Raw genomic sequence first — 18111 nt, 5'->3', positions numbered from 1 at the left:
TCCCTCTCGGGAACAGCTTAGCCGTTCATAGAGTCGAAGAATTCCGAATTGGTTTTGGTCTGTTTGAGCTTCGAATTCAGGAACTCGATCGCATCGGTTGTGCCCATCGGATTGAGGATACGGCGCAACAGATAGGTCTTCTGCAGATCCTTCTGCTCGACGAGCAGATCCTCTTTCCGGGTGCCCGATTTGAGAATATCCATGGCCGGGAAGACGCGTTTATCCGCAACCTTGCGGTCAAGAACGATCTCGGAGTTCCCCGTCCCTTTGAATTCCTCGAAGATGACCTCGTCCATGCGCGAACCGGTATCGATCAGCGCGGTGGCAATGATGGTCAGCGACCCGCCCTCTTCAATATTTCGTGCCGCGCCGAAGAAACGCTTCGGACGTTGCAGCGCGTTGGCATCGACACCACCTGTCAAAACCTTGCCCGAGCTCGGCACAACGGTGTTGAACGCACGGCCCAGACGCGTGATCGAATCGAGCAGGATCACCACGTCACGCTTGTGTTCAACGAGGCGCTTGGCCTTTTCCATCACCATCTCGGAGACTGCGACGTGGCGCGTTGCCGGTTCGTCGAAGGTGGAGGACACAACCTCACCCTTCACGGAACGCTGCATATCGGTCACCTCTTCCGGACGTTCGTCGATCAGAAGAACGATCAGATAGCATTCGGGATGGTTTCTCGCGATCGAGGTCGCGATATTCTGCAGCAGGACGGTCTTACCGGTACGCGGCGGCGCCACGATAAGCGAACGCTGCCCCTTCCCGATCGGCGCCACCAGATCGATGATCCGTGCCGAGCGGTCCTTGATCGTCGGATCTTCGATCTCCATTTTCAGGCGCTCATCGGGATAGAGCGGCGTCAAGTTGTCGAAGGCAACCTTGTGGCGCGCCTTTTCGGGCGCTTCATAATTGATCTGCTCGACTTTGGTCAGCACGAAATACCGCTCGTTCTCGCCCGGAGAGCGGATAATGCCCTCAACGGTATCACCCGTGCGCAGCGCGTGCTGGCGGATCATGTCGGGCGAGACATAGATATCGTCCGGACCCGGCAGATAGTTTGCCTCGGTCGAGCGCAGGAAGCCGAAACCGTCCTGCAGAACTTCCAGAACCCCGTCCCCACCAATGGTGATATCATCTTCCGCATGCGCCTTCAGCAGCGCGAACATCATCTCGCCCTTACGCATCGTCGAAGCGTTCTCGATCTCCCACTCCTCGGCCATGGCCAGAAGCGCCTTCGGGCTTTTCGCCTTCAGATCGAACAGGTTCAAACGCTCATCTTCGGGATGCGGACGTTCTTCGGTCATGAATTCCCCTCGTTTCCGGACCAGCCGGAAAGAAATCTCGATGTAAACAGGAGTGACTCCCGCTCAGGACGAGCGGGGTTTTGTCATCCGCTAGATCAAATTGCGCCTCGAGTCAACGATTGCCTAGAATTTCACGATCACAGCCAACACGATCAGGACCATGAAGAGCGTCGGCAGCTCGTTCATCAATCGATAGGTCCGGCCGCTATGCCGGTTCTGCCCTTTCACGAAATCTATGCGGCGTCCTGACAGCCAGTGATGGAACCCCGTCATCCCGATCACGGATGCGGCTTTCACCCAAGACCATGCCATCGTCCAATCGACCACTCCGGGGATCATTACCAAGCAGAGCCCGAAAAACCACGATGCGATCATCGCCGGGGTCATGATCGCCTTCAGAAGAAGCCGTTCCTGATGCTGGAACAGCTGGTCCATATCAGACCCTCGGGTGACGCCCTGCTTTCTTAGCCCTTCGACGTGATAAACATAGAGCCGCGGCAGATAGAACAGACCGGCCATCCACGCCAGAACCGAGATCACGTGGAACGCTTTGATCCATGGATAATGGATTGCGAGAAAATCCTGCACGGCTGTCAGCATGGTCCGGTCTCCGGTGTTAGGCGCCGACCCCTCTCTAAATATAAAAGTAATATTAAGAAAGAATAGAAGTTGATTATAGGCCCTGTGGATACTGTGGATCCACGGATATTCCCTGATTTATCCACAGTGGATAAGCTATTTACCCACATTGCGAATAAACCAAGCCCCAATTGAGAAATTCTTTATATTTTCAAGACTTTGCAAAGTTTGCAAACCCCGATTCGGGCTGTGGATAATATGGTGGGAAAACTTTGCCCCAATGAGTCGCTCACAGCAAGGGGAAGACTCAATTCACAGGTGGAAGACTCACCCTGAGACTTGACAGAACCGGCCATAAATTGTGGAGAAAACCCGAGGTCGGGGTTATCCCCCGTTTTATACAGACGGTTACCGAGAGGCTTATCCACATGACTATCCCCATTCTCTTGGCATCCCAATCCGAAATCCGGGCTCAATTGCTGCGCAATGCGGGGCTGGAAATTGTGGCCAAACCCGCCCGTATCGATGAGGAGATGATCCGTGCCTCGATGGAGGCCGAAGGCGCACCGCCGCGCGATATCGCGGATTTTCTCGCCGAGATGAAAGCCAAGAAGCTCTCACGCAATCTGGCAGGGGTTATGGTTCTGGGCGCTGATCAGGTTCTTGATCTCGATGGCCGGACCTTTTCCAAGCCGGAGACGCCCGAAGAGGCGATGGCGCATCTGGCGGCGCTCTCGGGCAAAACGCATAAACTTCTCTCCGCCGCTGTCATCGTGCGCGACAACGAGCCCCTGTGGCGGCATATCGGTGTGGTGCGGCTGACGATGCACGAGCTGTCCGAGGCCTTCATCAAGGATTATGTCACTCGAAATTGGGACTCGATCCGCCATGCGGTGGGCTGCTACAAGCTCGAAGAGGAAGGCGTGCGCTTGTTTTCCAAGGTGGAAGGCGATTACTTCCATGTTCTGGGGCTGCCATTGATGGAGCTTCTGAACTGGCTGCGTGCGCGGGGGGAGCTGACGACATGAGCCATAAAAAGATCCCGCTTGCAGGGGTGATCGGACATCCGATCTCGCATTCGCTGTCACCGGCCTTGCATGGCTACTGGCTGCGCCAATACGGGCTGGCAGGACATTATGTGCCGATGGATGTGGCACCGGAGGATCTCGAACCCGTGCTGCGCGGTCTACACAAGGCGGGGTTTGTGGGCTGCAACATCACCATTCCGCATAAGGAGGCCGCGCTTGCGCTCGCCGATGAGGTCACCGAACGCGCGCGACTGATCGGGTCGGCCAATACGCTGGTTCTGGGCGCGGATGGCCGCATCCATGCCGATAACACCGACGGGTTCGGGTTCATCGCCAATCTGAAGCAATCCGCCCCTGAGTGGGAGCCTGGCGCGGGTCCGGCGGCTGTTCTCGGCGCGGGTGGGGCATCACGGGCGATCATTGTCTCGCTTCTGGAGGCGGGCGCACCGGAAATCCGTCTGTGTAACCGCACAAGGGCGCGTGCCGAAGCGCTTGCCGAAGCCTTCGGTCCCAAGGTGAAGGTCTATGATTGGGCTGATTCCGCGTCGATTTTCGACGGAGTGGCTACAGCGATCAACACCACATCTCTGGGTATGGCAGGCCAGCCACCTTTTGATATCTCTCTTGATCTGCTGCCAGGTACTGCTCTGGCCACCGATATCGTCTATGTGCCTCTGGTGACGGCCTTCCTGCAGAAGGCGCAGGCGCGGGGCTGCAAGATCGTTGATGGTCTGGGCATGTTGCTGCATCAGGGCCGTCCGGGATTCGAGCGCTGGTTCGGCCAGACACCCGAGGTGACAGATGCCCTGCGCGCGGAAGTGCTGGGCAAATGAGCCGTCCCTTCATCTTGGGGTTAACCGGCTCCATCGGGATGGGAAAATCGACGACGTCATCCTTTTTTATGAATAACGGTGTGCCTGTTTGGGATGCGGATGCCACCGTGCATCAGCTCTATGGCAAGCACGGCGCCGCAGTGGCGCCTATTGCCGCTCTTTATCCGCAAGCAGTAGTTGACGGGATGGTGGATCGCGGTGCTCTCAGGGAAGTGCTGAAGGCCGATCCCGCTGCCCTTGCCCGTATCGAGGCTATCGTCCATCCGCTCACGGCGGCCTCGCGCACGGGGTTTATCGCGGACCATGCAAATGCACCGATCCTGCTTCTTGATATTCCGCTCCTGTTCGAGACCGGCGCGGATCAGGTCTGTGACGCCGTTCTGGTGGTCACGGCCCCGCCCGAGATCCAGCGCGCGCGTGTTCTTTCACGTGGAACAATGTCACCCGAGCAATTCGAGATGATCCGTGCCAAACAGCTGCCGGATGCCGAAAAACGCGCCCGCGCCGATTATGTCATCGAGACGCTGGACCTTGAAACCACGGCCCGAGATGTGCGACGCCTCATAGACCAGATCAGGGAGAAGCCGCATGCGTGAGATCGTTCTCGATACCGAAACCACGGGGTTCGAGCCGAATGAAGGCCACCGGATCGTCGAGATCGGCGCGGTGGAGCTTTTCAACCATATGCCGACGGGCAAGACCTATCATCAATATATCAATCCCGAGCGCGATATGCCGACCGAGGCATTCCAGGTTCATGGGCTGGGTGAGGAATTCTTGTCCGACAAGCCCAAATTCATCGAGATTGCTCAGGATTTTCTGGATTTCATTGGACCGGATTCAAAGCTCGTGATCCATAATGCGAAGTTCGATATGCGTTTTCTCAATGCCGAACTGGGCTGGGTCAAAAAACCGTTGATCGCTGATGACCGCGCGGTCGACACGCTTGCCATGGCGCGGCGCAAGTTCCCGGGCTCGCCTGCGACGCTCGATGCGCTCTGCCGCCGGTTTTCGATCGACAACTCCTCGCGGACGCTGCACGGCGCGCTTCTCGATAGTGAAATTCTGGCCGAGGTCTATCTCGAACTGATCGGTGGCCGCCAGCCAGGCTTCGGTCTGAACCTCGAACAGGGTGGCCAAACAAGCGGCCCCTCCGAGATCTGGCGACCCTCGCCGCGCCCTCATGTTCTGCCCTCGCGGCTGACCGATGAAGAGGCTGCGGCCCACGCCGCCTTCATCGCCAAACTGGGCGAGAACGCGATCTGGAAACGCTGACTATTTGGTAAAACATTGGCTGATCGTTATTTTTTCGTTCAATTCAGAGAGGAAATAGCGTAAAGCCCAGCCCGAGTGAGGGGTCTGGGAGGAAGCCATGCTTGATTTTACCGCGATGCGCGCGCAGCTTGCCGAGGTTTACGATCTGACACCCTCGGTCGAGCTGGCGCAATCCATGTCCGATATTCACGCGAAGATGGATCGGGTGATCCCGTTTCCGGATTTCGTGCGCTACGCGCCCTATATCGCCGCGATCAACAAGCTGAAAGCCGAGAAAAATGCGGTCATTCTGGCGCATAACTATATGACGCCGGAGATCTATCACGGAGTGGCAGATGTTGTGGGTGACAGCCTGCAACTGGCCATCGAGGCCACCAAGGTCGAGGCTGAGATCATTGTCCAGTGCGGCGTGCATTTCATGGCCGAAACCTCGAAGATCCTCAATCCGGCCAAGACCGTGCTGATCCCCGATGTCGAGGCGGGCTGTTCGCTGGCGGAAAGCATTACTGCCGACGGTATCGCGCAGATGCGCGCAAAATATCCGGGTGCGCCTGTCGTGTCCTATGTGAACACCACCGCCGAGGTGAAGGCCGCCTCCGATATCTGCTGCACTTCATCCAATGCCGCGCAGATCGTGGCAGCTCTTCCTGGAGACACGATCATCATGACGCCGGATCAGTATCTGGCGCAGAACGTGGCCAATATGGTGCCGCAGAAAAATATCGTCTGGTGGGAGGGCTCCTGCATCGTGCACGAGCAATATACACCGGAAGATATCAATGAATTCCGCGCTATGAATCCCGACACCACGATCATCGCGCATCCTGAATGCCCGCCTGACGTGGTCGATGCTTGCGATTATTCCGGTTCGACCAGCGGGATCATCGACTATGTCACCACCCATAAGCCGGCCAAGGCAATGCTGGTGACCGAATGCTCGATGGCATCCAATATATCGGATGCCCTGCCCGAGATCGAATTTACCGGCCCGTGCAATATGTGCCCCTATATGAAGAAGATCACGCTAGAGAAAATTCTCTGGGCTCTGCATACGGGCAGCGAGGCGGTCGAGGTCGATCCGCTGGTGGCCGGTAAGGCGCGCATCGCAGTCGAGCGGATGATCGAGCTGTCCAGGGCTGTCACGAAGTGACCATCCATCGGACGGACCGCGTCGTGATCGTCGGTGCGGGGCTTGGCGCGCTTTATGCGGCCTTGCGTTTGGCACCGCAGCCGGTGGTGTTGATTTCGCCCGAAAAATTGGGCGAGGGGGCATCTTCCGCTTGGGCACAAGGTGGAGTTGCGGCGGCGATGGATGCCTCCGACAGCCCTGAAGCCCATGCCCGCGATACTGAAATCGCTGGGGCAGGGACCGTCTTGCCCGAGATCGCGAACATGGTGACGGCAGAAGCCGCGCGTCATATCCTCCAGCTGACCGATATCGGTGCGCCCTTCGACCGCGACGCACAGGGCGGCTATGTCATGTCGCGCGAGGCGGCCCATTCGGCGGCGCGCGTGGTGCGCGTGAAAGGCGATCAGGCAGGGCGCGAAATAATGCAGAGCCTGATTGCCAAGGTGCGCGCCACGCCGTCGATTCAGGTGCTTGAAGGTGTGATGGCAGTCGATCTTCTGACGACGGGGAAGCGGGTAACGGGGGTGCGCCTGACCCGCGCGGACCAGCCTTCGGGGAGCCTCGCTATCCATGCGCCTGCGACCCTGCTGGCAGGGGGAGGTTCCGGCGGTCTTTACGCGGTCACCACCAATCCGGCACGAATCCGAGGGCAGGTGATCGGCATGGCCGCGCGGGCAGGGGCGGTGATTGCCGATGCCGAATTCGTGCAGTTCCATCCTACCGCCATCGCGGTCGGGCTGGACCCTGCGCCGCTGGCAACCGAGGCCCTGCGCGGCGAAGGCGCAATCCTTGTGAATTCGCTCGGTCAGCGCTTCATGCTGGGTGAACATCCCGATGCCGAGCTTGCACCGCGCGATATCGTGGCGCGGGCCGTCTACCGTGAATATCAGGCAGGGCGCGTGCCCGTTCTGGACACGCGGCAGGTGCTGGGCGCCGAGATCCATGCGCGGTTTCCGGCTGTGGCGCAGGCCTGTATGGCGGCGGGGATCGATCCTGCAGTGCAGCCCATTCCGGTGGCACCGGCCGCCCATTACCATATGGGCGGGATTGCGGTCGATGCGCAGGGGCGCAGTAGCCTTGACGGGCTCTGGGTCTGCGGCGAGGCTTCTTCCACCGGTTTACATGGTGCCAACCGTCTGGCCTCGAACGGGCTTCTGGAGGCGCTCGTCTACGGCCGGATCTGTGCCGATGATATCGTAGAAGGGCTCTCTGCCCGCTCCGCGCCGGAGCTGGTGCTCGAGTTTCCGCAAGGCGGCAGCCAGCCCGATATGGCGAAAATCGCCCGATTGCGGCAGGCAATGACCGATGGGGTAGGGGTCGTGCGGAACCGCGAGGGGCTAGAGGCGACAATCAGGACGCTTCAGATGCTCTCGCAGGGAGAAGAGAATACCGCTTTGCGCAATATGCTGGCCACGGCAACCCTGATCGCCTGTGCCGCTCACGGGCGCCGCGAGAGCCGTGGCGGGCATTTCCGCGCGGATTACCCGCAGCCCGATCCGGCGCAGGCCAATCGCAGTCTGATGACGCTTGCCCAAGCGGAGGCGCTGCGCGATGCAATCACCCTCGCGCAGCAACCCGCGTGATCATTTCACGAGATATTTGAACTCGCCCAGCACGGCCTCATAGACCCCGCGTTTGAACGGCACGATCGAGGCGATCAGCTCGGCCGAGCTTTTCCAGCCCCATTCCGAGAATTCGGGATGTTCGGTTGCGATGTTGAAGACGCTATCGTCGCCCAGATAGCGGAAGGCGAACCATTTCTGTTTCTGGCCGCGATATTTACCGCCCCATGCTTTGCCCAACAGTTCTTCGGGCAAGTCATAGGTCACCCAGTCTTCGGTCTTGGCCAGCTTCTCGACCAGATCCGCCGTTACGCCGGTCTCTTCCCAGAGCTCGCGCAGACCGGCTTCCTTGGGTTTCTCGCCATCGTCGATACCGCCTTGCGGCATCTGCCATGCGTCTGCCTTGCTATCGATGCGCTTGCCCGCCCAGATCAACCCGTCCTTATTGATCAGCACGATGCCGACACAGGGGCGATAGGGGAGAGTGCTATAATCCTGCATATCCGTCGTCCTTGAAAGAAAAGGGGCCCCGCAGGGCCCCGATTGGTCATTTTTTGGCATCGGCCTTTTCGGGTGTTGCGGCCGGCGCCTCGGTCGCATCTTCGGCGGCTTTGGTTGCCACTTCCGGTGCGATGGCGCTCAGACCCTTGAGAATGTCGATGGCGTAGGCAAGCTGGTAGTCTTCCTTGCGCAGCTCCGCCGCATCCTCGGCCCGCTTCATCTCTTCCTCGGCCTGCTTCTTCTCGTCATCGGTCATCGAGTCATTGCTCAGCACGCCGCGCAGATCCGCTTCCGACCGCATCTGGTTGCTGTCGGTATTGGCCTCATCATCCGCATTCGCGACCGGCGTGGGCTGTGCCACGACGATATCGGGCGCAATGCCCAGCGACTGGATAGAGCGCCCCGATGGCGTGTAATAGCGCGCGGTGGTCAGACGCATCGCGCCTTCATTCTTGATCGGCATGACGGTCTGGACCGAGCCCTTGCCGAAGCTCTTCTCGCCCACCACGATGGCACGGCGGTGGTCCTGAAGCGCACCGGTCACAATCTCGGAAGCAGAGGCCGAGCCGCCATTGATCAGGATCACGATCGGCTTGCCATCAGCCAGATCGCCCGGCGTGGCGTTGAAGCGCTCGCTATCCTCGGGGTTACGGCCACGGGTCGAAACGATTTCGCCCTTGTCGATGAACGCGTCAGACACCTTGATCGCCTGCGTCAGCAGACCACCCGGGTTGTTGCGCAGATCCAGCACGAAGCCCGAGACCTTGTCCATACCGCCAGCTTCCTCGACCATCTTGTCGAGCTGGTCTTTGAGGTTCGGATAGGTCTGGTCGTTGAAGGTCGAGATCCGCAGAACTACGGTCGAGCCTTCCAGACGTCCTTTCACGGCCGCCATTTTGATGGTGTCGCGGGTCATCGTCACATCGAAGGGGTCCTGCTCGCCCTTGCGCGCGATGGTCACGGTGATCTCGGAACCGACGGGGCCGCGCATCAGGTCAACCGCCTGATCGAGCGTCAGGCCAAGCAGGCTCTCGCCATTGACATGGGTGATGAAATCGCCGGTCTTCAGGCCCGCTTCGGCCGCAGGCGTGCCATCCATCGGCGAGACGACCTTCACGAAGCCATCTTCCTGCGTGACCTCGATCCCGAGACCGCCGAAGCTGCCGCGGGTCTGGACCTGCATATCCTGATAATCATCGGGCGGCATATAGCTCGAGTGCGGATCAAGCGAGCTGAGCATGCCGTTGATGGCCGCTTCGATCAGCTTCTTGGAGTCGACCTTCTCGACATAGTCCTTGCGGATACGGTCGAAAATATCGCCGAACAGGTCCAGTTGCTCGTAAGTGGCGGCCGAGTCATCCGCTTCCTGCGCCATCAGGGGCGCGGCAATCTGCGTGGAGAGCAGGACCCCTGCGACCGTTCCGCCCAGAGCCGCCATGACCAGTTTTCTCATCCTAACCTCAATCCCGTCCTGTCATTTCGAACCATGAACAAACCAATCAGCAGGATCAATCGGCTCATCGCCCTTGCGTAATTCCATATAAAGCGTTTCCGTTCGGTCGGCGCTACTGCCTTTGACGGCGCTGTCGACAAAATCGACACCGAATTCACGGGCGCTTGGCTCTTTGCCACCCATCATGCCCAATGCACCGCCTTGCGGCACAACGTCACCCGTTTCTCCATACACGGTTCCAAGGCCCGCCAGAACCAAAAGATATCCGTCGGATGGTTCGATCACCATCACATTTCCGTAGTCGAGAAGTGGGCCGAGGTAACGAATAGTTGCGGGCCAGGGCGCGGTAACCAGCGCCGATGGGGCGGTGGCGATCACCCACCCGGCGCGACGGATGCCTGCGGCATCGGCCTCGTTATACTTGCGCAGGACCGACCCGATCACCGGTAGCGGTAGGGTGCCCATCGCCGACTGGAAATTGGTCATCGGCGCACCGATATCGCTATCCAGATCGAGAATGCCGCTGGCAAAGCTTTCCAGCGTATCGGCGCTCTGCACCAGCTGCTGCAGGTCCTCGGGCGTTTCCAGATAACGACCGGGCAGGGCCTCGCGCTTGGCAATCGCCTCGGCCAGCTGGGTGCGGGCGGTCTGGACCGACTCCATGCCTTTGGCCAGCACGTCGATCGCGCCCTGCTGGATATCGCGCATCTGCTTGATCTCGTTGAGCTTTACCGAGAGATCCTTGGCCTGTTCCTGCAAGGCCGGTGTCACCGCACCGAGGATCATCCCCGACCGCGCGGTGCCCACCGGTCCTGACGGGTGTAACAGAAGCATCGGCCGTCGGTCTGCTGCATCGTGGTCATCACACCCAGCAGCCTGCCGATCTCGTCGCGCTTGCCATCGAAGCTCTGCTTGATCTCCGCCTCGCGGATCGCCAGCCGCCTGAGCCCGTCGCGCAGCGCGCTCAACCCGTGCTCATAGGCATTGATCGTGGCGGTCAGGCTCTCGATCCGCTCGGCTTTGGTCTTTGCCCCATCCATCGCCGCAATCGCGCCGCGCAGGTTTTCAGCCGCCTGCAACGCATTATCCATCGCCGGATTGGTCGCGGCACCGGCCCCCTGAGACAGGAGGCCGGACAGAAGAACCGTGGCAAGAAACCGGAAGCCGAACTTCATCAGAGGTCGATCAGGCTCTGGCCGGTCATCTCTTCCGGCACAGGCAGACCCATCAGGCCCAGCAGCGTTGGCGCCAGATCGGCCAGACGGCCTTCATGCAGCTTGGCACCTTCCGGCCCGCCCACCAGTGCCACCGGCACCAGATTGGTGGTGTGCGCGGTATGCGGACCGCCGGTTTCGGGGTCGATCATCGTCTCGCAATTGCCGTGATCGGCGGTGATGATCATCGCGCCACCCGCCTTTTCGAGCGCCTCGCGCACGCGCCCGATATCGCGGTCGATCTCCTCGCAGGCCGCCATCGCCGCCTCGAGCGAGCCGGTATGGCCCACCATATCGCCATTGGCATAATTCACCACGATCAGGTCATAGCCCTTCTCGATGGCTTCCACGAATTTGTCGGTCACCTCGGGGGCGGACATCTCGGGCTGCAGGTCATAGGTCGCCACTTTCGGCGATTTCGGCATGAAGCGGTCCTCACCCTCCCACGGCTCTTCCTTGCCGCCATTGAGGAAGAAGGTCACATGCGGATATTTCTCGGTCTCGGCCAGATGGAACTGCGTCTTGCCCTGTTTCGAGACCCATTCGCCCAGCGTATTGACGATCTTCGCCTTTGGATAGGCGGTGGTCATATAGGCGTTATGGCTATCCGAATACTCCACCATGCCCAGCAGGGCCGCCCATTCGGGACGTGCCGAGGTATCGATGCCTTCTTCCGCAAACTCGGGTTCGGCCAGCGCCTTCAGGATCTCGCGTGCGCGGTCGGCGCGGAAGTTCAGGCAGAAGAACCCGTCGCCGGATTTTGTGCCCTTGTAATCGCCAATGACGGTCGGCGCGATGAATTCATCCATCTTGCCCGCGTCATAGCTCTGTTTGACTGCCGCCTGCGGCGTCTCGGCATGGGACACATCGCCCGAAGCTTTAGTGATCGCGTCATAGGCACGGCCCACGCGCTCCCAGCGGTTATCGCGGTCCATCGCCCAATAACGGCCGATCACGGTACCCACGGTGGCACCTTCGGGAAGGCGGTCCATCAGGTCATCCATGAACCGTGCGGCGCTGTCGGGAGCGACATCGCGGCCATCGGTGATCGCATGGAGCACAACCGGCACGCCCGCCTCGGTCAATGCGCGGCAGCCTGCCAGCACATGCTCGATATGGCCATGCACACCGCCATCGGATACCACGCCGAACAGATGCGCGCTCCCGCCCGAGGCCTTCATCTTCTGGGTGAAATCCAGAAGCGCCTCATTCTTGAAGAAAGACCCGTCCTCGATCGCCAGATCGATCTGGCCCAGATCCATTGCCACCACACGACCCGCGCCGATATTGGTATGCCCCACTTCCGAATTACCCATCTGGCCGGTCGGTAGGCCGACATCGGGACCGAAGGTGATCAGCGTCGATTTCGGGCTCTCCGCCCAGATCCGGTCGATATTCGGGGTCTTGGCAAGGGCAGGAGCGTTACCGGTCGTCTCGGCGCGTTCGCCCCAACCGTCAAGAATGCAAAGAACAACGGGTTTGGGATGGGTCATGGCGGCCTCTTTCAAATCAGCAGGTTCTGCATAAGCGTTCTACCGCCATGCGGCAAGTTTATCGATGCGGATCATTCATATTGTCGCGTCAGGCAGGGGTAAAAAGCAGCCGCGCGGATTTTGGCTCGGAGCAGGGGATTTCGGTCAGCAGAGACATCTCGAACAGGGTCTCCAACGCTTTGTCGGGCGCATCTGCATAAGACCGGCGCAAGTCGAGAATGATCGCGCCGCCCTTCCGCAATGTATTTTGGAATAAGTCAATATAAGGCGTAATAGGGTAGTGGAACCCACAAGATATAGTTGATATTACAAGATCAGCATGGAGGCCTGCAAGTTGCTCGGGCGTTTTGCGCGGGTTGATAGCGCGCACCAGCCGTGCACCGTTTTCCCGAAGAAGGCCGGAGGCTTCTGCAAGCGAGGCATAGCCCGCACCGCTTTCGGCCCAGAAGTGATACTGCTCACGGGTTTCCTCGATATCGACCAGAATGAAAGCGGGATCGAATTCGATCAGGAAGAACAGATCCCCCAGCGCCTGCCCGCATCCGATATCGATGATGGATTTCGGGACGATCTCGGCCTTGGCAAGCGCTTCGGAAAGCGGATCGTAATCCGCTTTGATCTCGGCCAAGATCGCTTCGAAAATTTCGCGGCGATTGGCGGAGGTCTCTAGGATCAGGGGCGTAGGATTTCCTTCAGCCCAAGCCTTCTGTGCTTGTTTCGAGATATGCTTGGTGCGCTGATAGCCCAGAAGCGCCATGCCGCGCGGCGAGAGCGCCTTGTCCGAAATCGTCTGGAACTCGGGATCGCCCGCCATCTGTCTGATCAGGCGCGATGATAGGGGGTGCCTGCCAGAATCTGGCCCGCACGATAGATCTGCTCGGTCAGCATGACGCGCACCAGCATATGGGGCCAGACCATCTGTCCGAAGCTGATCGAGAAGTCCGCGCGCTGCCGGAGCGATGGGTCGATCCCGTCGGCGCCACCGATGATGAAGCAGACATCGCGGGCCTGATCGCGCCAATTCCCGAGCTTATCGGCGAAGTCGGGAGAAGAGATGATCTGCCCACGTTCGTCCAACGTGACGATGGCGGCGCCATCGGGAATGGCCCGCTCCAGCAGTTTGGCTTCCTCGGCCATGCCCAGATTGCGCTTGTCTTCAACCTCAACGACAGAAGCGGACCCTAACCCGAGGCTACGGCCCGCTTTGTTGAAACGGTCGAGATAGTCCGTAATCAGTGTCAGCTCGGGGCTTTTACGAAGCCGGCCCACTGCAAGAACAGTCAGTTTCATGATGTTACCGGATCAGCTGGCGTCGCTGGTCGGCACCCACATTTTTTCGAGCTGGTAGAACTCTCGCACCTCGGGACGGAAGACATGCACGATCACATCGCCCGCATCGACCAGAACCCAGTCGCCCGCATCCTTGCCTTCGATCTTGCAGAAAACGCCGAATTCTTCTTTCAGGCGCTCGCTCAGCTTTTCCGCAATAGCGCCGACCTGACGGCTGGAACGGCCCGAGCAAATCACCATATGGTCCGAAATCGACGAACGGCCTGCTAGGCTGATCGTGACGACTTCCTCAGCCTTGTCATCGTCGAGCGAGGTCAGGACGCATTGAAGGATTTGATCGCTTTTCAGGTTGGTATTGGCCACGGTATCAGCAGTCATAGGCACCACCATTGCACCGGTGTCGACCGCTGCGAGTTCAGGATGAGACAGGACATAGTCCTCCGAAAGTTGCACGCCGTCCAAGCCCCGACGCTAGGCATATTGTCAAAATAGCATCTGCGGATAGAAATCTCAACTTTGGTAGGCGCAAATTCCTTACTACAAGCAAAACAGGCTCAAATCTGCCGTAGGCGGCGATCCCGTGCCAGTGCGCGCTGCTCGGCGCGATCAAGCCGAATGAGAATATTCTGAAGCGTTTCTCCGCGTGCATGACTGCGTGACCAGATCTTGTGGCAGGATTTGGCAGACCACGGTAAAGCCGCTTGTGCAACCCATCGCCGCAAAGCGGCGGGTAGGGCGTCATAATTCTGCATCGCGTTGGATTTGTTCGGCCTTTTAAGCTTTGTCGATCCCAGGTTTCCTGCCATTTTCAAGCCCATTTTAGTAATGATATATCATATCTATAATCGGCTTGAAATCTGGTGTCGAGAGACCAGAATGAAGCCGCCCTGAGGGCGGCTTCGGTTAGTATCGGCCTTAGAAATCTTCCCAATCGTCATTTAAATCCGGTCCGTTCACCTGCTTCTTGGTCACGGGCGCCGGTTGGGGTTTGGGTGCCGGAGGTGCCATCGGCTTTTGGGCGCGCGGCGGGGCAGCGGGCTTGGACGCGGGTTTTGGCGCAGCCGGCGCGCTTTTCCAAGAACCACTGCGATCGGTGCTACTTGCAGTCGTGGATCGCAATTTGAATTGTGCCGTCGAGCTGCGCAGATCCACGGCTGCTGCGGTTAGCTCTTTGCTGGCCATCAGGGTATCCTGGAACAGGGCAGTATTCTGTTGGCTATTGGCATCAAGATGGGCCACAGAGTTATTGATCTCGGTCACTCCAGAGGATTGCTCGGTCGCGGAACGGGCAATATCGGAGACGTGATGCGAGATCCGCGACACAGAGGCGGCGATGCGCTGTAATGCACTCCCTGCTTCGTTCACCATGGTAGCACCCTTTGACACATGATCGCCACTTTCGGAAATCAGGGTGTTGATCTCACGCGCTGCCTCGGAGGATCGCTGGGCCAGTGCCCGCACTTCGGAGGCCACGACTGCGAAACCACGTCCCGCTTCGCCCGCGCGGGCAGCTTCGACACCGGCATTAAGTGCCAGAAGGTTGGTCTGGAAGGCGATATCGTCGATGACATCGATGATGCGGGAAATCCGGCTCGAGCTGTCCTGGATCTGTTGCATGGCATCTACGGCCTGTGAAACCACGTCCCCACTGCGTTCGGCCTCGCCGCGTGCTTCCTGCACGACCTTGTCCGCCTCATTGGCACCCTGAGCCGCCTGCTGCACCGAAGATGTCAGCTCCTGCAGGGCTGCAGCGGTTTCTTCCAGCGTTGCTGCCGTGGTTTCGGTTTTACGGGCAACATCTTCCGAGGAAACCGTGATATCATGGCCCTGGCGCTCGATCACTGCCGCTGTTGCACTAATCGTTCCAATCAGACCTTCCAGTTTCGTCACTGTCCGGTTGAAGTCGTTGCGGAGGGCCTCATATTCGGAGGGGAATACGGTGTCGATGCGTTGGGTCAGATCCCCTTCAGCCAACGCAGTAAGGGCGATTGCCAGTTCGGACACGACCTTGCGTTGCTTCTCGGCATGGGCTTCACGCTCGGCTTCGGTTTCGGCCCGCATGCGTTCGCGCTCGGCTTGATCAGCAGCTTTGCGCTCCATCTCGCGGCGTTCGGCTTCGATGGCTTCCTGTTCATGAGCACGGCGGTCGGCTTCGGCCTGAGCCTTCACCGCTTCCTGTTCGGCTTTCTGTCGGTTGGCCTCTTCCTCCATCTCCGCGCCACGGCGGATGGAAAGCTGGAAGGTTTCGACAGCCCGGGCCATCTCTCCGATTTCGTCTTTCTGATGGGTAAAGGGAATGGCATTATCGACGTCACCATCGGACAGGGCGCCCATACGCTCCTTGAGGCCACGGATCGGGGACGTAATGGACCGCGCGATAAGCCAGCAGACCGCTCCGACAAGAAGGAAACCGGCAATGAAAATTGCGGCCGCGATGTTGCGGATCTGCGCAATCTGCGCCTGAATATCCGCGATGTAGGAGCCTGTCGCGACGACCCAACCCCAAGGCTCGAAAGCACGGGAATAGCTGATTTTCGGGATCTGTTCGTCCGCACCATCGCCGCCAGTCCGTTTGGAGCTGTAATGTAGCAGGCCACCACCCTCTGCGGCGAGCTTACCCAGATCGCGGTAGACAAACACGCCGTTCGGATCCTTGAACTGGCTCTGGTCCTCGCCTGCACGTTGCGGGTCGCGTCCATGCGCGACGAGTTTCAGGTCCTTGCTGAACGCGAACAGATAGTTGCCATCGTCGTAACGCGCTGCATTCAAGATACGCGCGCCCTCAGTCTTGGCCTCTTCAAGCGTCCGTTTTCCGGCGGTGACCTCGGTCTGCAATGCGGCAAGCTGGCTGACACTGCTATCCACGACATCGCGCAGATGGGCCTCACGCATGTCATAGGTATTGCTGACCATGAAGCTGAACATCGTCACGGCGATGGCCAGACTCGTCAGGACGGAGAACCCAATAATCGAATAAATCCGCGTCGAGATTCGCAGATTCGAAACAAACGTCATGACAACACTCCTGAAATCGTCGGGAGTAGTCTTAATGCTCAGATATGAATCCTTCCTTTCCGCTCTGGGGAATAAGTGATCAAACCTGTATTTTCTTTATATGTTCTGGCAGTTTTCAAGAGAAAAACCCGCCCTGAGAGAGGCGGGTTTCCAGAATACACTTAAAGAGCGAGACTCACGCGTTCCACGCTTTGTCCTCGCCACCGATACCGCCGATCTGCACGCGGGTCGGCAGACCGATCCGGTCGAGGATCGTGAAGAAGGGTTTGGGATCCAGCTCCTCGACGTTCTTCATCGTCTTGGCATCCCATTCACCCGAGGCGACCAGCATAGCGGCCGCCACTGGCGGCACACCCGCGGTATAGGAGATGCCCTGCGAGCCCACTTCCTCATAGGCTTCCTTGTGATCGGCGACGTTATAGACGAACAGCTCCACATCCTTGCCGTCTTTCGTGCCCTTTACCAGATCGCCGATGCAGGTCTTGCCGGTATAGTCGGGTGCCAGCGACGACGGATCGGGCAGCACGGCCTTCACCAGTTTCAGCGGCACGACGTCCTGACCTTCGGCGGTTTTCACCGGCTGTTCGGACAAGAGACCCAGCGAGTTCAGAACCGTGAAGACATTGATATAGTGGTCGCCGAAGCCCATCCAAAAGCGCACATCGGCCTGCGGATAGTTAGTCGCCAGCGAGTGCACCTCGTCATGACCCGACTGATAGGCCTTGGACGGACCGACCACCGGAAGATCCCACGTCTTGCCGGAGGCAAACATCGAGGTTTCCTTCCATTTCTGGTCTTCCCAGTAATAGACGGTGCCGGTAAATTCGCGGAAATTGATCTCGGGGTCGAAATTGGTCGCGAAATATTTGCCATGCGAGCCCGCGTTGATATCGACGATATCGATCGATTTCACCTCGTCCATCTGGTCGATGGCAAACCGCGCAAAGGCATTCACAACACCCGGGTCGAAACCTGCGCCCAGAATGGCGGTGATGCCTTTTTCGGTGCAGGCGTCGCGGCGCTTCCACTCGTAATTGGCATACCACGGCGGGGTTTCGCAGATCTTCTCGGGTTCTTCATGGATGGCGGTGTCGATATAGGCGGCACCGGTCTCGATGCAGGCATCGAGCACATACATATTCACGAAGGCGGAGCCCACATTGATAACGATCTGCGCATCCACCTTGCGGATCAGCTCGGCCACGGCGGCGGTATCGCGCGCATTGACCTCATGGGTGCCGAACGTGCCGTCGAGCTTCATCGCGTTCTTCTCGCGAACGCTGGCAACGATCGCGTCGCATTTCGACTTGGTGCGCGATGCGATATGCAGATCTCCGAAAACATCGTTGTTCTGGGCGCATTTATGCGCCACGACCTGCGCCACGCCACCGGCACCGATGATGAGCACGTTCTTTTTCACTTCGGCTGT

At 58.9% G+C, this 18111-nt stretch carries 19 protein-coding genes; 6 read left to right on the top strand and 13 right to left on the bottom strand.

Annotated elements, in window-relative coordinates; translation table 11 throughout:
- Positions 1 to 17 precede the first annotated feature (17 nt).
- Positions 18 to 1310 carry a transcription termination factor Rho gene (gene rho, locus WDB91_RS04210; protein WP_339113908.1) on the bottom strand — a complete coding sequence of 431 codons (1293 nt, stop codon included), beginning with the start codon at positions 1308 to 1310 and terminating at the stop codon, positions 18 to 20.
- 123 nt (positions 1311 to 1433) lie between these two features.
- Positions 1434 to 1910: a CopD family protein gene (locus WDB91_RS04205; protein WP_339113907.1), complete on the bottom strand. Its 477-nt coding sequence runs from the start codon at positions 1908 to 1910 to the stop codon at positions 1434 to 1436.
- Between the two features lie 407 nt (positions 1911 to 2317).
- Here WDB91_RS04205 and WDB91_RS04200 point away from each other — a divergent pair, with 407 nt between their 5' ends.
- From WDB91_RS04200 to WDB91_RS04175, 6 genes are all read left to right on the top strand, one after another.
- Complete coding sequence (locus WDB91_RS04200) at positions 2318 to 2917, top strand: Maf family protein (protein WP_339113906.1); 600 nt, start codon at positions 2318 to 2320, stop codon at positions 2915 to 2917.
- Entirely contained in the window at positions 2914 to 3750 is an 837-nt protein-coding gene (locus WDB91_RS04195; protein WP_339113905.1) for a shikimate dehydrogenase, read from the top strand. The genes WDB91_RS04200 and WDB91_RS04195 overlap by 4 nt, the downstream gene beginning before the upstream one ends.
- Positions 3747 to 4346, top strand: a complete 600-nt coding sequence (gene coaE, locus WDB91_RS04190) for a dephospho-CoA kinase (protein WP_339113904.1) — start codon at positions 3747 to 3749, stop codon at positions 4344 to 4346. Before WDB91_RS04195 ends, coaE begins: the two co-directional genes overlap by 4 nt.
- Positions 4339 to 5025, top strand: coding sequence for a DNA polymerase III subunit epsilon (gene dnaQ / locus WDB91_RS04185; protein ID WP_339113903.1), 687 nt, complete (start codon positions 4339 to 4341; stop codon positions 5023 to 5025). The genes coaE and dnaQ overlap by 8 nt, the downstream gene beginning before the upstream one ends.
- 97 nt (positions 5026 to 5122) lie before the next feature.
- A complete protein-coding gene (gene nadA, locus WDB91_RS04180) occupies positions 5123 to 6175 on the top strand; it encodes a quinolinate synthase NadA (protein WP_339113902.1) in 1053 nt (350 codons plus the stop codon).
- A gap of 2 nt (positions 6176 to 6177) precedes the next feature.
- Positions 6178 to 7737, top strand: coding sequence for an L-aspartate oxidase (locus WDB91_RS04175; protein ID WP_339114442.1), 1560 nt, complete (start codon positions 6178 to 6180; stop codon positions 7735 to 7737).
- Here the strand turns inward: WDB91_RS04175 and WDB91_RS04170 are convergent, their stop codons facing one another.
- From WDB91_RS04170 to WDB91_RS04120, 11 genes are all read right to left on the bottom strand, one after another.
- The gene (locus tag WDB91_RS04170; protein WP_339113901.1) at positions 7738 to 8217 is read right to left on the bottom strand and encodes an RNA pyrophosphohydrolase; all 480 of its coding nucleotides are present in this window, start codon (positions 8215 to 8217) and stop codon (positions 7738 to 7740) included.
- Positions 8218 to 8263: 46 nt separating this feature from the next.
- Positions 8264 to 9670: a S41 family peptidase gene (locus WDB91_RS04165; protein WP_339113900.1), complete on the bottom strand. Its 1407-nt coding sequence runs from the start codon at positions 9668 to 9670 to the stop codon at positions 8264 to 8266.
- Between the two features lie 21 nt (positions 9671 to 9691).
- On the bottom strand, positions 9692 to 10504 hold the full coding sequence (locus WDB91_RS04160) for a peptidoglycan DD-metalloendopeptidase family protein (protein WP_339113899.1): 813 nt from the start codon (positions 10502 to 10504) through the stop codon (positions 9692 to 9694).
- Positions 10453 to 10845 (bottom strand): hypothetical protein, encoded by a 393-nt coding sequence (locus WDB91_RS04155; protein ID WP_339113898.1) that lies wholly within the window; start codon positions 10843 to 10845, stop codon positions 10453 to 10455. Before WDB91_RS04155 ends, WDB91_RS04160 begins: the two co-directional genes overlap by 52 nt.
- Positions 10845 to 12377, bottom strand: a complete 1533-nt coding sequence (gene gpmI, locus WDB91_RS04150; protein ID WP_339113897.1) for a 2,3-bisphosphoglycerate-independent phosphoglycerate mutase — start codon at positions 12375 to 12377, stop codon at positions 10845 to 10847. Before gpmI ends, WDB91_RS04155 begins: the two co-directional genes overlap by 1 nt.
- An 88-nt stretch (positions 12378 to 12465) precedes the next feature.
- Positions 12466 to 13191: a hypothetical protein gene (locus WDB91_RS04145; protein ID WP_339113896.1), complete on the bottom strand. Its 726-nt coding sequence runs from the start codon at positions 13189 to 13191 to the stop codon at positions 12466 to 12468.
- Between the two features lie 8 nt (positions 13192 to 13199).
- The gene (gene rlmH, locus WDB91_RS04140) at positions 13200 to 13667 is read right to left on the bottom strand and encodes a 23S rRNA (pseudouridine(1915)-N(3))-methyltransferase RlmH (protein ID WP_339113895.1); all 468 of its coding nucleotides are present in this window, start codon (positions 13665 to 13667) and stop codon (positions 13200 to 13202) included.
- A 12-nt stretch (positions 13668 to 13679) separates the two neighbouring features.
- Positions 13680 to 14045, bottom strand: coding sequence for a ribosome silencing factor (gene rsfS, locus WDB91_RS04135; protein ID WP_339113894.1), 366 nt, complete (start codon positions 14043 to 14045; stop codon positions 13680 to 13682).
- A gap of 176 nt (positions 14046 to 14221) precedes the next feature.
- Positions 14222 to 14419: a DUF6525 family protein gene (locus tag WDB91_RS04130; protein WP_339114441.1), complete on the bottom strand. Its 198-nt coding sequence runs from the start codon at positions 14417 to 14419 to the stop codon at positions 14222 to 14224.
- 163 nt (positions 14420 to 14582) lie between these two features.
- Positions 14583 to 16682: a methyl-accepting chemotaxis protein gene (locus WDB91_RS04125; RefSeq protein ID WP_339113893.1), complete on the bottom strand. Its 2100-nt coding sequence runs from the start codon at positions 16680 to 16682 to the stop codon at positions 14583 to 14585.
- A gap of 175 nt (positions 16683 to 16857) precedes the next feature.
- The gene (locus WDB91_RS04120) at positions 16858 to 18102 is read right to left on the bottom strand and encodes a saccharopine dehydrogenase family protein (protein WP_339113892.1); all 1245 of its coding nucleotides are present in this window, start codon (positions 18100 to 18102) and stop codon (positions 16858 to 16860) included.
- Positions 18103 to 18111 lie beyond the last annotated feature (9 nt).

Origin of the sequence: Thioclava sp. GXIMD2076, assembly GCF_037949795.1 — a bacterium.
GTDB lineage: Bacteria > Pseudomonadota > Alphaproteobacteria > Rhodobacterales > Rhodobacteraceae > Thioclava > Thioclava kandeliae.
This window is presented reverse-complemented; position numbering and strand designations above follow the sequence as displayed.

What these genes read in the sequence shown, in the direction of transcription:
- WDB91_RS04130 (WP_339114441.1), bottom strand. Translation starts at nt 14,419, where the DNA reads ATGCAGAATTATGACGCCCTACCCGCCGCTTTGCGGCGATGGGTTGCA.
- rsfS (WP_339113894.1), bottom strand. Translation starts at nt 14,045, where the DNA reads ATGACTGCTGATACCGTGGCCAATACCAACCTGAAAAGCGATCAAATC.
- WDB91_RS04165 (WP_339113900.1), bottom strand. Translation starts at nt 9,670, where the DNA reads ATGAGAAAACTGGTCATGGCGGCTCTGGGCGGAACGGTCGCAGGGGTC.
- gpmI (WP_339113897.1), bottom strand. Translation starts at nt 12,377, where the DNA reads ATGACCCATCCCAAACCCGTTGTTCTTTGCATTCTTGACGGTTGGGGC.
- WDB91_RS04195 (WP_339113905.1), top strand. Translation starts at nt 2,914, where the DNA reads ATGAGCCATAAAAAGATCCCGCTTGCAGGGGTGATCGGACATCCGATC.
- WDB91_RS04145 (WP_339113896.1), bottom strand. Translation starts at nt 13,191, where the DNA reads ATGGCGGGCGATCCCGAGTTCCAGACGATTTCGGACAAGGCGCTCTCG.
- WDB91_RS04160 (WP_339113899.1), bottom strand. Translation starts at nt 10,504, where the DNA reads ATGCTTCTGTTACACCCGTCAGGACCGGTGGGCACCGCGCGGTCGGGG.
- WDB91_RS04155 (WP_339113898.1), bottom strand. Translation starts at nt 10,845, where the DNA reads ATGAAGTTCGGCTTCCGGTTTCTTGCCACGGTTCTTCTGTCCGGCCTC.
- WDB91_RS04125 (WP_339113893.1), bottom strand. Translation starts at nt 16,682, where the DNA reads ATGACGTTTGTTTCGAATCTGCGAATCTCGACGCGGATTTATTCGATT.
- nadA (WP_339113902.1), top strand. Translation starts at nt 5,123, where the DNA reads ATGCTTGATTTTACCGCGATGCGCGCGCAGCTTGCCGAGGTTTACGAT.
- coaE (WP_339113904.1), top strand. Translation starts at nt 3,747, where the DNA reads ATGAGCCGTCCCTTCATCTTGGGGTTAACCGGCTCCATCGGGATGGGA.
- rlmH (WP_339113895.1), bottom strand. Translation starts at nt 13,667, where the DNA reads ATGAAACTGACTGTTCTTGCAGTGGGCCGGCTTCGTAAAAGCCCCGAG.
- rho (WP_339113908.1), bottom strand. Translation starts at nt 1,310, where the DNA reads ATGACCGAAGAACGTCCGCATCCCGAAGATGAGCGTTTGAACCTGTTC.
- WDB91_RS04170 (WP_339113901.1), bottom strand. Translation starts at nt 8,217, where the DNA reads ATGCAGGATTATAGCACTCTCCCCTATCGCCCCTGTGTCGGCATCGTG.
- WDB91_RS04205 (WP_339113907.1), bottom strand. Translation starts at nt 1,910, where the DNA reads ATGCTGACAGCCGTGCAGGATTTTCTCGCAATCCATTATCCATGGATC.
- dnaQ (WP_339113903.1), top strand. Translation starts at nt 4,339, where the DNA reads ATGCGTGAGATCGTTCTCGATACCGAAACCACGGGGTTCGAGCCGAAT.
- WDB91_RS04200 (WP_339113906.1), top strand. Translation starts at nt 2,318, where the DNA reads ATGACTATCCCCATTCTCTTGGCATCCCAATCCGAAATCCGGGCTCAA.